Origin of the sequence: Hyalangium minutum (assembly GCF_000737315.1) — a bacterium.
GTDB classification, from domain to species: domain Bacteria; phylum Myxococcota; class Myxococcia; order Myxococcales; family Myxococcaceae; genus Hyalangium; species Hyalangium minutum.
Genome location: NZ_JMCB01000021.1, coordinates 1 through 15244 on the forward strand (window position 1 = coordinate 1; position 15244 = coordinate 15244).

Annotated in this window: 11 protein-coding genes; 4 read left to right on the forward strand and 7 right to left on the reverse strand. The window is 67.1% G+C overall.

The window, feature by feature from the left end; all coding sequences use genetic code 11:
• The 4 genes from DB31_RS37385 to DB31_RS37400 form a co-directional block, all read right to left on the reverse strand.
• The coding region (locus DB31_RS37385; RefSeq protein ID WP_276203680.1) for a CARDB domain-containing protein at positions 1–1003 on the reverse strand (1003 nt) is incomplete at its 3' end.
• A gap of 159 nt (positions 1004–1162) precedes the next feature.
• Positions 1163–3403 carry an ATP-binding cassette domain-containing protein gene (locus tag DB31_RS37390; protein WP_044197221.1) on the reverse strand — a complete coding sequence of 747 codons (2241 nt, stop codon included), beginning with the start codon at positions 3401–3403 and terminating at the stop codon, positions 1163–1165.
• 184 nt (positions 3404–3587) lie between these two features.
• Entirely contained in the window at positions 3588–4439 is an 852-nt protein-coding gene (locus DB31_RS37395) for an alpha/beta fold hydrolase (RefSeq protein WP_044197223.1), read from the reverse strand.
• A 116-nt stretch (positions 4440–4555) separates the two neighbouring features.
• The gene (locus DB31_RS37400) at positions 4556–5188 is read right to left on the reverse strand and encodes a TetR/AcrR family transcriptional regulator (protein WP_240487104.1); all 633 of its coding nucleotides are present in this window, start codon (positions 5186–5188) and stop codon (positions 4556–4558) included.
• Between the two features lie 390 nt (positions 5189–5578).
• On the opposite strand from DB31_RS37400, the gene DB31_RS49330 reads away from it, so the two are divergent.
• The gene (locus DB31_RS49330) at positions 5579–6172 is read left to right on the forward strand and encodes a hypothetical protein (protein WP_044197225.1); all 594 of its coding nucleotides are present in this window, start codon (positions 5579–5581) and stop codon (positions 6170–6172) included.
• A 112-nt stretch (positions 6173–6284) separates the two neighbouring features.
• Here the strand turns inward: DB31_RS49330 and DB31_RS45600 are convergent, their stop codons facing one another.
• Entirely contained in the window at positions 6285–9953 is a 3669-nt protein-coding gene (locus tag DB31_RS45600; RefSeq protein WP_052420557.1) for a DUF5011 domain-containing protein, read from the reverse strand.
• 192 nt (positions 9954–10145) lie between these two features.
• Between DB31_RS45600 and DB31_RS37415 the strand changes: the two genes are divergently transcribed.
• Both DB31_RS37415 and DB31_RS37420 read left to right on the forward strand, forming a co-directional pair.
• A complete protein-coding gene (locus DB31_RS37415) occupies positions 10146–10427 on the forward strand; it encodes a hypothetical protein (protein ID WP_044197227.1) in 282 nt (93 codons plus the stop codon).
• Between the two features lie 162 nt (positions 10428–10589).
• Positions 10590–11144: an ankyrin repeat domain-containing protein gene (locus tag DB31_RS37420; protein ID WP_157232360.1), complete on the forward strand. Its 555-nt coding sequence runs from the start codon at positions 10590–10592 to the stop codon at positions 11142–11144.
• A 1-nt stretch (position 11145) separates the two neighbouring features.
• Here DB31_RS37420 and DB31_RS37425 read toward each other — a convergent pair whose 3' ends face one another.
• Entirely contained in the window at positions 11146–12579 is a 1434-nt protein-coding gene (locus DB31_RS37425; protein ID WP_044197229.1) for an aldehyde dehydrogenase family protein, read from the reverse strand.
• 35 nt (positions 12580–12614) lie between these two features.
• Positions 12615–14252 (reverse strand): acetolactate synthase large subunit, encoded by a 1638-nt coding sequence (locus DB31_RS37430; protein WP_044197231.1) that lies wholly within the window; start codon positions 14250–14252, stop codon positions 12615–12617.
• A 107-nt stretch (positions 14253–14359) separates the two neighbouring features.
• On the opposite strand from DB31_RS37430, the gene DB31_RS37435 reads away from it, so the two are divergent.
• The gene (locus DB31_RS37435) at positions 14360–15244 is read left to right on the forward strand and encodes a LysR substrate-binding domain-containing protein (protein WP_044197337.1); all 885 of its coding nucleotides are present in this window, start codon (positions 14360–14362) and stop codon (positions 15242–15244) included.

Below are 15244 nucleotides of genomic sequence, written 5' to 3' on the forward strand. Positions count from 1 at the left end.
GGTACACCTCGACAGGCGCGCCGCCTGCCTGCGTGCCTTGGTTGCATACCACCACCGTCGCCGTGAGCTGCTGACCAGGAGTGGCGCTCACAGGCCCCGTCACCGACGACACGACGAAGTCCGGCTTGTAGCCGATGCCGATGCGCGCGCCCGTCTTGGCGTTGTTGTTCTCGAGCAGCTCGGCCGTGCCGTTGGGCGGATCCACGTACGCACCCAAGTAGTAAGCACCCTCGGAGGGCACCGAGGCCGGGCCCTGCACCGTCAGCGTCTGGCACTGCCCCGGGTTCAGATACGGCGTGCCGACGTAGCCCACAAAGGAATCCGGCGAAGGCCCTGTGGGACCGTTCGGCGTGATGGTGGTGTCCGCCGACAGGTACACCTCGACGGGCGCGCCGCCTGCCTGCGTGCCTTGGTTGCACACCACCACCGTCGCCGTGAGCTGCTGCCCAGGCGTGGCGCTCACCGGCCCCGTCACCGACGACACCACGAAGTCCGGCTTGTAGCCGATGCCAATGCGCGCGCCCGTCTTGGCGTTGTTGTTCTCGAGCAGCTCGGCCGTGCCGTTGGGCGGATCCACGTACGCACCCAAGTAGTAAGCACCCTCGGAGGGCACCGAGGCCGGGCCCTGCACCGTCAGCGTCTGGCACTGCCCCGGGTTCAGATACGGCGTGCCGGCGTAGCCCACGAAGGAGTCCGGCGAAGGCCCCGTCGGCCCATTCGGCGTGATGGTGGTGTCCGCCGACAGGTACACCTCGACAGGCGCGCCACCCGCCTGCGTGCCCTGGTTGCACACCACCACCGTCGCCGTGAGCTGCTGCCCGGGCGTGGCGCTCGCGGGCCCTGTTACCGACGACACCACGAAGTCCGGAGCCGAAATCACCGCCTGGCTCGTGGCGCCCAGCACGGCTTCCGAGCCGGGCTCTGCCGAGCCATCACACCCCGCTGCTGCCACCAGGGCCACCACTCCCCAAAGGCTTCCGAACCTGCTGCTGCGTCGATTCATGCGCTTCCTCGGGCGAAAGTTGGAAAAAACGCTCAACCTGCAAAACAGGTGGGAGCAGCGAAATACCAACACGACCCGTGAAGGCGCAAGTGACTTGAAGGTAAAATTCTTTTCTCAGCGGATGAAAAACCCACTTCCGCCCTCGCTCACCCACCCGTGCTACCGCAGGTACTGCCCGGTCAGCGAGCGCTTCGCTTTCACCAACTCCGCTGGCGTGCCCTCGAAGATCACCTCGCCGCCCTTGCTGCCCCCCTCAGGCCCCAGGTCGATGATCCAATCCGCGCTGCGGATGACGTCGAGGTTGTGCTCGATCACGATCACCGTGTTCCCGCCGTCGACGAGGCGATCGATGATCCCCATCAGGTGCGTGATATCGGACATGTGCAATCCCGTCGTCGGCTCGTCCATGACGTAGACGCTGCCGTCCTTATGCAGTTCGCTGGCGAGCTTGATGCGCTGGCACTCCCCGCCGGAAAGGGTGCTCAGCGGCTGGCCGAGCGTGAGGTACGCGAGCCCCACGTCGTGCATCGCCTGCAGCTTGCGAACGATCTCCTTGCGCTTTTGAAACAACTCCACCGCCTGCGCCACCGTCATCGCGAGCACATCGCTGATCGACTTCCCGTCGAGCTTGTACGCCAGCACGTCGTCCTTGAAACGGCGGCCCTGGCACACCTCGCACGGTGATTTGAACGCATCGAGGAACGAGAGATCGGTGTAGACCACTCCCGATCCGTTGCACGCTTCGCACGCGCCTTTCGAGTTGAAGCTGAACAGCCCCGCGTCCACCTTGTTGGCCGACGCGAACGCCTTGCGCAGATCATCCATCACGCCGGTGTACGTTGCGGGGTTGCTGCGCGTGGAGGTTCCGACGGCGGACTGATCGATCACGATCGCGTCGGGATGCTGCACGAGGAACACATCGTTGATGAGCGAGCTCTTTCCTGAGCCCGCGACGCCGGTCACCGCGGTGAGCACGCCCTTGGGGATGTCGACGGAGATGCTCTTCAGGTTGTTCGCGCGTGCGTTCTTGATGCGCAGCTGGCCGGTGGGTTTGCGCACATCCTTCTTGATCGGCAGCGCCTGCGTGAGATGGCGGCCGGTGAGCGTGTCGGATTTGAGAAGCTTTTCGTATGTGCCTTCGAAGACGATCGTCCCGCCGCTGCGGCCCGCGCCCGGCCCCACATCGACGATGTGATCGGCGGCTTCGATCACAGCGGGGTCGTGCTCGACGACGATCACGGTGTTGCCCTTGTCGCGCAGTTTCCCGAGCAGCTCGTTGAGGCGATGCACGTCGCGCGGGTGAAGGCCCACGCTCGGCTCGTCAAAGATGTACATCACATCTACGAGGCTGCTGCCGAGGTGCTTCACCATCCGCACGCGCTGCGATTCCCCGCCGGACAGCGTGTCAGTCTCTCGGTCGAGGCTCAGGTATTCGAGCCCGATATCGACGATGGCCTGCAGCCGCTCGACGAGCGCATTCACGATCGGCCCGGCCTTGGGCTCTTTGATCGCGCGCACCACCTTCAACAGCTCGCCGACCTCCATCGACGACAATTCAGCGATGTTGTGGCCGTTGATCTTGCTCGCGAGTGCGGCGGGGTTCAAGCGCGCGCCCTTGCACGACGGACATTCGCGCGGCTTGAGGTACGGCATCACCGCTTTCTGCGTGCGCTCGCTGAGCGTCTTGATGTCGCGCTGCACGTACGAGCGTTCGATCTTGGCGATGACGCCGGCGTAGGTGAGGTTGATGGTCTTCCCGCCGAACTGCGCCTTGAACTTGCGATCCTTGCCGTGGAGCAGCAGCTCCATTTCGTCCTTCGTGAACTTGCTGAGCTTCTTGTCATTGTCGAAGAAGCCGCTCAACGTGTACGCCTGCACGTCCCAGTCGTTGAAGAACGGGACCTGTACCGCGCCCTCATTGAGCGACTTGCTCATGTCGAGGAAGTCGTCGGAGACGACACCGACCTTCTTCCCGAGGCCATTGCAGTCGGGACACGCGCCGCGCGGATCGTTGAACGAATACGCGATCGCCCCGCCCGCCGACGGCTTACCCACGCGCGAGAACAGCAGGCGCAGCACGCCATGGATATCGGTCACCGTGCCGACGGTGGAATGCGATCCGCCGCCGAGCCGCTTCTGGTCGACGATCACCGCCATGGTGAGGTTTTCGATCGCGTCGGCGTCGGGCTGCGGGTACTTGGGTAGGAAGTTGCGGATGAACAGCGAGAAGTTCTCGTAGAGCTGGCGCTGGGCCTCCGTCGCCAGCGTGTCGAACACGATCGACGATTTCCCCGAGCCCGAGACGCCGGTGAAGATCGTGAGCTTGCGCTTGGGAATCTGGAGCGTGACGTCCTTGAGGTTGTTTTCGCGCGCGCCGCGGATGGAGATGAACTCGGTCATGGGGGCTTGATACAGGAGAAGGGGGGGGCGCGCGCAATGGTGCGGTGCCAGCCGCCGAACTTCATTCCCACCGGTTATCGTTGGATTCCACGAAGCCAGTCTCTCGCAGCACTCGCGGGTGCTTGGACACGGGTTCGGCTCCGCGATGGGGTGACGTTAACGACGAAAGGTACGAGCAGAGTGCTCAGTGCGCGGCGCCGGTATGAGCGGTAATGGCATTGGCGATGGTGGGCCAGTCCGTCTCGTGCAGCTCGTGCCCTGCATCCTCGAGCGTGACCAGCTTCGCGCCCGGCACCGCCCGGCTCAGGGCGATGCCATGCGCGTAAGCAACGACGGGGTCCAGCGCGCCGTGGATGATGAGCAGGGGCGCCTGGAGCTCATGGGTCCGGCCGTACCAGCGCTCGCCGCCCGTGAGGACCGTATAGTTCATCATGCTCTGGAGGTTGTGCGAGCGACGGAACTCCGCCGCTGCCACGCGGCGCGCCAGGGCCTCATCGTAAGGCCGGCGCCCGCTGGAGTTCAGGCGCCCCGCCTTCACCATGAACTCGAGAACGGCGGCCTCGTCGCTCCAGTCCAGGGTGGCCGCCGTCCCGAAGTGTGCGAGCAGCGCCGGTGAGAGGGGCGGGGGCGTGAAGCCCAGATCGCCGAGAAACTCCGCGCTGATCAGTGTGAGGGAGAGGACTCGCTCCGGAGCCTTCAATGCCACGATTTGCGAGAGCATCCCCCCGAGTGACATCCCCACCAGGTGGGCTCGCGCGAGGCCATAGCCGTCCAGCACGGCGATGACGTCATCCGCGAGGTCATCGACGGTGTAGCCCGGGGCTCCCGGGGGATACGTTGTGGAGCGGCCCATGTCGCGCTGGTCGTAGCGGACAACAAACCGCCCCGCCGCGACCAGCATGGCGACCAGCCCATCGGGCCACCACTTCATGGACGACATCGCTCCCATGATCAGGAGGATGGGCGGGTCGTCCGGCGAACCAAAGGACTCCGTGCAGAGACGGATGCCACGGCTTTCAATCCAGCGCTCGGTCATGTGAACCCCTTCCTCCGTGCAACGTGTCATTCCGCAGGAAGAATTAATAACCGACACGACGGTTATAAACAAGTCTGGATGGGGATCTTGGCCTCCGGACAGCATGAAGGGGCGGATCAGCGCTTCGGAAGCTCGAAGGACTCGTGGGGGAACAGCAGACCGAGCACCCGGCGCACGCGCTCCAGCACATAGCGGGTCAGCGAGGGCTCCCGCTCCACCATCCACTGCATCGTCGCACCTGCGATGACGTCCTGCAGCACGGCGGCGACTTCATTCCGCTCGGCCATCTTGGGAAGCCGGGCGGCGATGGCATCGCGGACCATCAGGTTCCTTTCGAGGGCCATGCGCCTCAGGGTGGTGTCTCTCAGGTCCTGCCAAGCGAGGAGCAGGTAGCTGTCGAGTCCCTCCCCCGTGCCCATGCCGGAGATGATCTCCGTCAGGAAGCGCCAGAGTCCCTGTGCTCCCACTTCCACGGGCATGCTCGCGAGATAGTCGCGCCGCTGCGCACCCGAGCGCTCCATGACACGCCGGTACAGCGTGTCCTTGTTCTTGAAGCGCTGGATGAGCGCGGCGCGGGACATTCCCAGCTCGGCGGCCACGTCATTCAAGGTGAACCCGGCCAGCCCGCGACGCAGCAGCACTTCCATGGTGGCATCGAGAATGGCTTCGTCGCTGTGCAGCTTGGGCCGGGGCACGGCCACGGTAACTATCACGTCGCGGAAGCGAGGAACGCATCCGATCCGGGGCATGGGAGCATCGAGGGCGCGGTGCGCGCGTGGGGAGCCGCCAGCCCGGAGTCAGGCAAGGTCGTGGCACGGGTCGATCAGACGCGCGAGGGCGCTCGCTAACGGCCAGCGCCTCGAGCGCCGTGCTGTGGATGCGCTCCAGCCGGGCCTGCAGCAGTACAGCCCGAGTATGGGATTGCGGAGCTCCCTCTGGCGTGGTGACAACCCTCACCAGGGAGAGGACGGCAGTCACCGGCTCGCAGCCCCTCTCTAGCCCGTGGCGCGCCTCCCTCCTATCCCCAGGCACGCGCAAGCCCTTGGAATCAGGCCGGTCTGCTCGACCCCAGCTTCGTGGCACGAAAGGCGCAATACCCGACTTCAACGAAACACAAGCCCTTCACTGGAGTCACCACCATGCCCCGCCTCGGCGCCGCCTCCTTCAAGAGCACCCCGTCCTTCACGTCCTCGCTGCGTCCCTCCGCCAGCACCTCCACTCCCCGGACGTCCTCCCCGCCGCGCTCGCCCTCTCCCTCGGCCCCGCAGAGCCCCAGCCGCAGAGACAGCTTCGAGACGCGCTCGCCCAAGCAGGAGACGGCGCCCAAGAGCCCCACCCAGCAGGAGGGTGGCGACGGCTGGGAGACGGTGAGCAGCAAGAAGAAGCCTCGCGTCCAGGGGTCGGCGGATCCGGACCGGCAGTTCAAGCAGAGCCTCCAGCAGGTCCACAACAGCCTCGACGCGAGCGTGTCCCGCATGAGCCAGCGGGAGTACGGCGAGGTCAAGGTCCCGCGCAATGGGCTGAAGCGGCTCCATGAGGAGCTGACGAAGCAGTACCACCGGCAGGAGATCCCCGGGACCAACGGCCGGGAGCAGTACTACGTCACCCGCCAGGACTTCTTCAAGAAGGGCGGCGGCTTCAACATCACCGCCCACGACGTCAGCCGGAACGGCAAGGACATCAGCAAGCAGAACGAGCGGACCTCCTGGCTCAACCTGCACGTCGTTCCCTGAGTGCTCCTGTGCCCGGGTCTTCCACGCGCACGGCGCGCGGAGGCAAAACAGAAAGTCCCGTCCGGCAGCACACAAGGCAGGTACCAGGGTGCTGCCGGACAGGCACTTGGGACTACCAGGGGCAGTCCACCACTTCCACGGTGCGGGTGAGGGGCGCGGCGGCATTGCCTCCACTGTCCGTGACGGCATAACGCAGGGTGTACAGGCCCTCAGCCCAGCCGTTCACATCGCCGGTGCGGGAGACGGTAGCGCTCAAGTTCCCGTAACACGCGTCCGTGGCCTCCACTCCTGGATCGACCCACCCGGTGCCGCACGTGTGCACCATGTGCGCCGGTCCGCGGAGCATGAGCGCCGGTGGCGTCCGGTCATCCACGTGCACCGTGCGGATGGCTCCCACCGTGAGCCCGGTGGAGTCCCACGCCAAGTACTGCACGGAGTAGGTGCCCTCGGCCGCGGTGTCCGGTCCCGGCCCGTAAGCATCTTGGCCGGAGTTGTAGCGGTGAACCTCCAGTGGGCTCCCGCATCCGTCCGCGGCGGTCGCGCCCAGGTCGACATACACGTCCTGCCCGCACTCAAGCGTCAGCTCACTGTCGCCGTTGAGACTCAAGGAGAGCGGACCCGAGTCCTCCACCACCTGCACCGTGCGGGGTGCGCCCTGAGCCACGTTGCCCGAGGCATCGCGCACCCGGTAGCTCACTGCGTAGGTGCCAGGGACGCTCGGGTTCAGGCCCACCACCTCCACCCGGTGGGTGAGATCTCCCTGGCACACGTCCGTGGCCACCACACCGGCAGTTGCCGAGCGGCCACAGCCCACCACCAGCGGATCCTCCCCCACGAGGGTGAGGGTGGGCGCCTGGGTATCCACCACCGAGACCTGCGTGGTGCAGGCCGTGGTGTTGCCGCCCACATCCCTGGCCGAGTACGTCACGTCCGTCGTCCCGAGAGGATAGCTGGCCACTCCACCACCGGACTGCTGGGTCAGCTGGCAGCTGTCGGTTGCCACCGCTTGGGGCAGAGAGACGGCCGCGGCGCCCTGGCTGGAGCACTCGGCTGTCACCGCAGCCGGGCATGCGAGACCAGGTGCTTGCGTATCCACCACGCTCACTGGGAACGCGCAACGGGCCTGGTTGCCCTGGGCATCCGTCGCCGTGCACGTCACCGCCGTCGTCCCGTGCGCGAAGCGGCTGCCCGAGGTGGGGGTGCAGGTGACACTGGGGCTCGCCCCACAGTTGTCGGTGGCGCTGGGCGCATAGCTGGCCACAGCCCCGCCCGCGGAGCACTCGAGCGCAGGAGGCTGCGCGCACGTGATCTCGGGAGGCGTCGTGTCCTGCACGGTCACCATGGCCTGGCACGAGGCGCTCTGGCCATGCGCATCCGTGCACGTCAACGTCACCCGGTTCTGGCCCAGGGCATACGGGCAGTCCGGCGTCTGCACGCAGGTGACTTCGCCGCCGTCCGGATCATACGAGCCGTCATTCACGGACGCGCACCCAGCGCACGCACTGCTCGCTCCCACTACCTGGTTAATGCACCGGGCCACGGGCGGACGGTTGACGCAGGCCGCCTCGCCGCACGAGGGACCATCTGCCGGATCATCCCAGACGAGCTGCTGGAAGCCCGTGGCGGGCTCGGGCAGCCCCGCGGTGAAGGCATACACCTGCACGGTGTTGCCGCAGGCCTGGAGCTGCACCGGAATGTGGAAGGGGTAGTCGATGCCACAGTTCTCGCACAGCGTCACTTCGGGCCCGCCGTTGAGCCGGTACCACACGCGGTCGATCTCGGCCGGACGGCTCTTCACCACGCCCGTCACGATCTGCGAGGGACCGGAAGCACACGTCGGCTGGGGCGCGATGAGCACTGTCAGGGGAGGCACCAGCTTCATGCGCTGGCCGCAGCCAAGCGTGAACTGGATGGGCTGGAAGGTGGCCTGGTTGGTGCTGCCGTTGCTGTTGACCAGCATGGCGCCGGGCGTGAGCGTATAAATGCCCTCGGGCAAGGTGAAGCTCACCGAGCCCCGCGTCTGCGCGTAGGTGATGGCCTCGCTCTGCGGAATCCCCACGGCCGCGGGGATGCCCGAGGCCAGTCCCGTGACGGTGTAGTCCGCGGCGAGCCCCCGCCAGTCTGCCCCCCGGAAGCTGCCGGAGATGGCCGCTGTCGGGTTGAAGAAGGGCGTGTCTGCCGTGGAGAACTCGACCTGCACCTCGTTGAAGCAGTACTCGTGGTCCACGCGGTAGCGCTGCCCCGGCTGCAGCGGCGTGCTCGGGGTGTTCTGCTTCTTCTTCAGATCGAGGTACCCGTAGCGGAAGCGCGCCGGATCGTACTGCCCGGGACGGGTGACGAAGTTGTAGCCCTGGGTCCAGAAGCCCAGCCTCAGCAGATCCTGCCGCCAGGGGTGAGGCTCATCGTAGATATAGGGCAGGAGCTGCTCGTAGCCGGAGGACAGCTCTCCCGTCGAGGGAGAGAAGGCTCCAGGGAACGAGGTCGCCGCGCTGGCGGAGGATTGCCCCTCGGCCCGCAGCTGCGTGCTGTACCGAGCCACGGCGTAGAAGTCGGTGTTGTTGGGAATCCCGTCTTGATTCGTGTCGTAATCCGCCTCGAAGTTGAGGGCCTGGAGCGAGCTGTAGGCCCCCGGATGCGCGGTGACGTAAGGGTCCGCCAACCGGATGGCGCCATGGAAGTACGCCGGGTGCATGACGAACGGGTAGCGCGTCTCACCGTTGATCTGCCGGGTCAGCGGCACGGCGGGTCCCGCCACGACGCTGGAGGGGCTCGCGTTGCGCGTCTCGAAGAAGCTGAACTCACGCCCCCGGCGCGCGTAGCCCCTGCCGCGCAAGGAGCTGTAGCTGCCGGGAACCATGTTCGGCAGTGTCCACCAGCGGCTGGGATCCGAGCCGGGGGCTCGCGAGTCCTGAGGGAAGTTCAGGAGGTGGTAGCGCAAGTTGTTGTCAGGTCCGCCGGAGAGGACGATCTGCCGGTATGTCTGGGACGGCTCGCCCACGATGTCCCAGGGGCCGGTCAGGGCCCCGCGCTGTGAGACGCCCGGATCCGGCACGCACACCTGGACGAGCTCGTCACAGCCGACGCTCCAATTCATGTTTTGGAGATAGGAGCGCGTGTCCGTGTATTCGCTCGTTCCCAGCCGGTAGGTGAGCGTGGAGGCCGTGCCGCTCGAGCCTCCCTTCACGTAGGAGAGATAGGCCCCGCTGGGATGGCGGCGCAGCTGCAGCCCGTTCCAATTGACCTGATCCACGGGCACAGCCGTGGCGCACGTCGCGTCCGTTCCGAATCGGAATGCGATGGCCCCCAGGCACTCCGAGAAGTCCAGCTCGGTGGGCAGCGGCTGCTCGCTCCGAGGCCGCACCTGGACGCCCTGGGCCTGAGCGAAGGTATAGAGGCGGTAGTCGTATTGCGCGTTCCACACAAAGCGAGGCAGGACCTCGTAGGTGACGCCGCCAGCCCCACCGGCTCCCGCCTCCACGGACATCTCGAAGCTGAAGCCGCGCAGGTTGAGCTGGCCCGGCAGCTCCGTACGCGCCGTGAACCCGGTGGGACTGGTGCTCGTCGCCGTCACCAACCCGATCCGGTTGGTGTCCGTGTTGAGCAACTGGAGGATCGCCGGGTTCTGGTTGGTGAAGCGCACCTGTCCGCGGATGGTGTTGGGCTCGAGCACCACGCCCCCGGAGCCCTCGTCCAGCATCCCGGACTGCTCCGCCGGAGCCGGTTCCCGGAACGCTTCGGAGCCCGGGTCACACGCCGTGGTGGCTCCACACAGCCACAGCATCAGGGCCCATCCACGCGTGCTTCGTGTCAGGGTAGGTGGAATAAATGCTTGTCTATTCCTGGGTGTCACCGTTCCTCCCGTCTGGATTCACAAGGAGTATGCGTTGACAGAGGGAGTTCGCTGCTTTTCGGCAGTCTTTTCTGGAAACGATCAGGCAACGCGCGGCGGCGCTATGCTGCATCCATGAGAAACATGCGCCTCGGTGTACTGGGCTTCGCGCTGCTCGCGACGGCTTGCTCTACCCTCAGCCTGGACTCTCCGGGCCGGCCCAACAGTGTCACGGCCCTGAAGAGCACCCAGCAGGCTCAGCCCAAGGATCCTCACGACTTCGTGAACGATCCCACCATTGGCAGCACCCCTCCTCCGCCCAGTCCCGAGAAGCCGCTCTGTCGGCTGCAGTGCGGCCCTGGTACGCACTGCGACGCCTCCGGCCTCGTCGAGCGCTGTGTGAGCGACGAGAAGCCGAAGCAGTAGCCACCGCGTGGCGAACGGCCGCATCCCTGGGCGCGCTGATAGGGCGCCCCTATCACCTCCATTGAAACGATGTGTTGGGCAACTCCACAGCGGATCTCTACCGTGAGCAGTGTCACCGCTCGCCCGAACACCTCGCTCCCACTCTCAATCGGAGGATTCCCCATGAAGACCATGACCCAGGACTGGCAGACGCTGGCGACGAACGAGGACGCGCAGGCCCTGACCCGCGTGGCGTTCGAGCACGCGCGGGCGGGGAACACCGGCCGCCTGGCCTGGCTGCTGGCCGCGGGGCTGCCGGTGAACCTCAGCAACGAGCGAGGAGATACCCTGCTGATGGTGGCGAGCTACCACGGGCACCTGCAGACCACCCGGATCCTGCTGGAGAACGAGGCCGATCCGGACCGCGCCAACTGCCATGGACGGATGGCGCTGGCGGGTGCGGCCTTCAAGGGAGATCTGGCCATCGCTCGGCTCCTGCTGGACCATGGCGCCCGGGTGGACGGCACCGCGCGCGATGGCAGAACGGCCCTCATGTACGCGGCCATGTGCGACCAGCTGGAGCTGCTCGAGCTGCTGGTGGCGCGAGGCTCGGAGCCGGCCCTGCAGGATGCCACGGGATGCACGGCGCTGGAGCATGCCCGCAGCACGGGGGCCCGGCGGGCCGTGGAGTGGCTCGAGCAGTTCCCCCAGGCCCACAGCCCTCTGCTGGCGGTGTAGCTCAGCCCTGGCGCAGCACGAGCAGCCGCAGCTCGGTCATGTCCTCGATGGCGTACCTCACGCCCTCGCGCCCCAGCCCTGAGCCCTTCACGCCCCCGTAAGGCATCGTGTCGACGCGGAAGCTCGGCACATCCCCCACGACGACGCCTCCCACCTCCAGCTCGTCCCACGCCTGCATCGCCCGGGTGAGGTCCTGGGTAAAGAGGCCCGCCTGCAGCCCGTAGCGCCCGTCGTTCACCTTCTGGAGCGCCTCCTCGAACGTCCGGAAGGGCTGGAGCAGCACGACGGGACCGAACGCCTCCTCCGCGCACAGCGGCTCGTCCGCAGGCACTCCCTCCAACACCGTGGCCTCCAGCAGTGCGCCTCGCCGCCCTCCTCCCGCCAGCACGCGCGCCCCCCGCGCCACTGCGCTCTGGATCCAGCCCTCCAGCCGCCGCGCGGCGGGCTCGTCAATCATGGGGCCCAGCGTGGTGGCCTCGTCCCGAGGGTCTCCTGCCCGCAGCGATTGAGCCCGCGCCACGAGCCGCTCGCGCAGTGCTTCGTACAGTTCCTCGTGCGCGAGCACCCGCTGCACCGAAATGCAGCTCTGTCCCGCTTGGAAGAAGGCGCCATGCGCGATTCGATCCGCAACGAAGTCCAAGCGCTCTCGTTGGTCGCGGTCCACCACGCAGGCCGCGTTGCCTCCCAGCTCCAGGACCACCTTCTTCCGTCCCGCGCGTGCCTTCAGCTCCCAGCCCACCTTCTCTGAGCCCGTGAACGAGAGCAGCTTCAGCCGGTCATCCTCGATGAACGGCTTGATGTCCTCCAGCCGCGTCGTGAGAACCGAGAAGGCTCCCTCGGGGAGGTCCGTCTCCGCGAGCACCTCGGCCATGAGCGTGGCACTCACCGGCGTACGGTCGGACGGCTTGAGGACGAACGGGCAGCCCGCTGCGATGGCCGGCGCCACCTTGTGCGCCACCAGGTTCAACGGGAAGTTGAACGGCGTGATGAACGAGCACGGCCCCACGGGCACGCGCTGGGTGAAACCCCGGTAGCCCGCCGTGCGCCGCGACACCTCCAGGTTCAGCACCTCGCCCTCGATGCGCACGGCCTCCTCGGCGGCCGCCTTGAACGTCTCGATCAGCCGGGTGACCTCGCCCCGAGCGTCGCGCAGGGGCTTGCCCGCCTCGATGCAGAGCGCGAGCGCAAACTCCTCGGCCCGCTCGCGGAAGCGGCGCACGCAGTGCTCGAGCACCGCCTGCCGGGCGTACGGTGGCATGCGCCGCATCGGGCCCGCCGCGCGCACTGCCGCAGCAATGGCCTCCTCCACGGCGGCCGCGTCCGCGAGCGCCACGTGCGTTACGACTTCGCCCGAGTACTTGTTCGTCACGGCCAGCGCCGCGTTCGGCTGCCGCGAACGGTTGGCCAGGTAATAAGGATAGCGTTCAGCCAGCATGGTGGTCCTCCCCTTCTCTCTTCCGTGCTCGAACCTCAGTGCGCGGCGCCCTGCTCATCCCCCGCCCCGAGCGCTCGCGAGTTGTCCGAGTAGTCGATGGGCAGATCGATGACGTGCACGCCTCCCGACTCCAGGCAGCGCGTGAGCATGGAGCCGAACTCGGAGGCGCTCGTGGGGCGGTGGCCTCGCGCACCGTAGGCCTCCGCGTAGCGGACGAAGTCCGGGTTCCCCAAGGTCATCCCGTAGTCCGGCAGTCCCATCGCCGACTGCTTCCAGCGAATCATCCCATAGCCGTCGTCGCGCACGACAATCACCGTCAGGTCCAGCTTCAGTCGCACCGCCGTCTCGAGTTCCTGCGAGTTCATCATGAACCCACCGTCTCCGCAGACCGCGATCACCTTGCGCTGCGGGTAGACCAGCTTGGCCGCGATGGCCGACGGGAGCCCGGCCCCCATCGTCGCGAGCGCGTTGTCGAGCAGCAGCGTGTTGGGCTTCCGGCACCGGTAGTAACGGGCGAACCAGAGCTTGTACATGCCGTTGTCCAGACAGACGATCCCATCCTCCGGCATGACGCGGCGCACCTCGGACACGAGCCGGACCGGGTGAATCGGGAAGCGCTCATCCTCCGTACCGCGCCCGAGCTGGGTGTACAGCTCCGAGCGGATGCGCTCGAAGGGTGCGAAGTCCCAGTGAGTGCGCGGGCCGACGCCCTCGGCAATGCGCCACACGGCGTTGGCGATGTCTCCGGTCACCTCCACCTGCGGGAAGTACACGGGGTCCACTCCGGCCGACGAGAAGTTCAGGTGGACCACCTTGCGGCGGTTGTCGCGCATGACGAACGGCGGCTTCTCGATGACGTCATGGCCTACGTTGATGATGCAGTCCGAGGCCTCGATGGCCCGGTGGACGAAGTCACCGTCCGAGAGCGCCGCCGTCCCCATCCAGAACGGGTGCGTCTCATCCACCACGCCCTTGCCCATCTGGGTGCTGAAGAAAGGCATTCCCACGTGGCTGACGAAGGCCCGGAGCATGTCCGAGGTCAACTTCCGGTTGGCCCCCGCGCCGATCATCAGCAGCGGCCGCCGGGCCGACGCGATGGCGTCGACCGCCATGGCGATGGAGGCCTCATCCGCCACGGGGCGGCGATGGGCACTGGGCGCGATGGGCGCGGCCTCGATGGTCTCACGGGCGATGTCCTCGGGCAGCTCCAGGTGGGTGGCACCCGGGCGCTCTTCCTCGGCACGGCGGAAGGCCTCGCGCACCGCCGAGGGGATGTGCTCCGCGGAGACGAGCGTGCGGGTGCTCTTGGTGAGCGGCTTCATCATTCCCACGACATCGACGATCTGGAAGTGGCCCTGCTTGCTGGCCTTGATGGGCTTCTGCCCGGTCAGCATCACCATGGGCATGGCACCGAGCTGGGCATACGCCGCGGCGGTGACGAGGTTGGTCGCCCCCGGCCCGAGCGTCGCCAGACACACGCCCGCACGTCCGGTGAGCCGTCCCGAGGTGGCCGCCATGAAGCCCGCTGCCTGCTCGTGCCGGGTGACCACGAAGCGGATGCCCGAGGCTCGCAGCGACTCGAGCATGTCCAGGTTCTCCTCACCGGGGAGACCGAAGACACAACGCACGCCCTCGGCTTCGAGCGCTTTCACGAACAGATCAGACGCCTTCATCGGGATGCCCTCCTCACTCTTGGCTGGAGGAAGATTTACGTTCCGCTGGCGATTCGTACATTCGTTTGTTCCCATGGACCCGATAGATGGTGCCTATGATGGCGCGGATGGAGCTTCGCCACCTCCGCTACTTCTCCGCCGTCGCTGACACGCTGCACTTCGGCCGCGCAGCGCGGCGCGTCCACGTCTCACAGCCCACGCTGTCACAGCAGATCCGCCAGCTCGAGGAGGAGCTCGGCACCCCGCTCTTCGAGCGCGCCCGCACCGGCGTGCGGCTGACCCAGGCAGGCGAGCTGTTCCGCACCTATGCCTCACGGGCCCTGGAGGATGTGGACGCGGGCAAGGTCGCGGTGGGCGCCTTGCGAGGGCTCGCCACGGGAGCGCTGCGGGTAGGCTATCCGCCCAGCATGCGCGGTGTCGTGGTGCCCGCGCTCGCCGCCGTGCTGCGCAAGCACCCGGGACTCGCGCTGAGCGCCGAAGAGGCCGTGGTGCGGCGGGTGGAGCGGCGGCTCGCGGACGGCAAGCTCGACGTGGGCCTGGCCTATGCCCCCGCGCGATTGCCGGACCTCGACGCGGAGCCCATCTTCGACAGCCGGCTCGCGCTCGTTGTGGGGCGAGGACATCCGCTGGCGGACACGGAGACCGTGGGGGCCAGGCAGCTGGCAGACCTGCCGTTTGCCCTGCTCTCGCGTGGGCTGCGAGTACGATTGCGCGTGGATGCGTACTTCGCCGCCTTGCGAATCGCGCCACACATCGCGCTCGAGTCGAACGCCGTGGGCACCGTGCTCGCCATCGTGCGCGCGGGGCTCGCTGTCACCGTGCTCCCGGAGCCGCGCCTCGCGGACGCCGAGCGCTTGCTGGTGAAGCGGCTGTCACCGGCTCCACGCTCTGAGCTCGCGGCGCTCCTGTGGCGCAAGGGCGCACCGCGCACCCCCGCGGCCGAGCTGTTTGCCGCGGAGGTGCGCGCACGGGCGAAGGAGGATGGGAGCTGA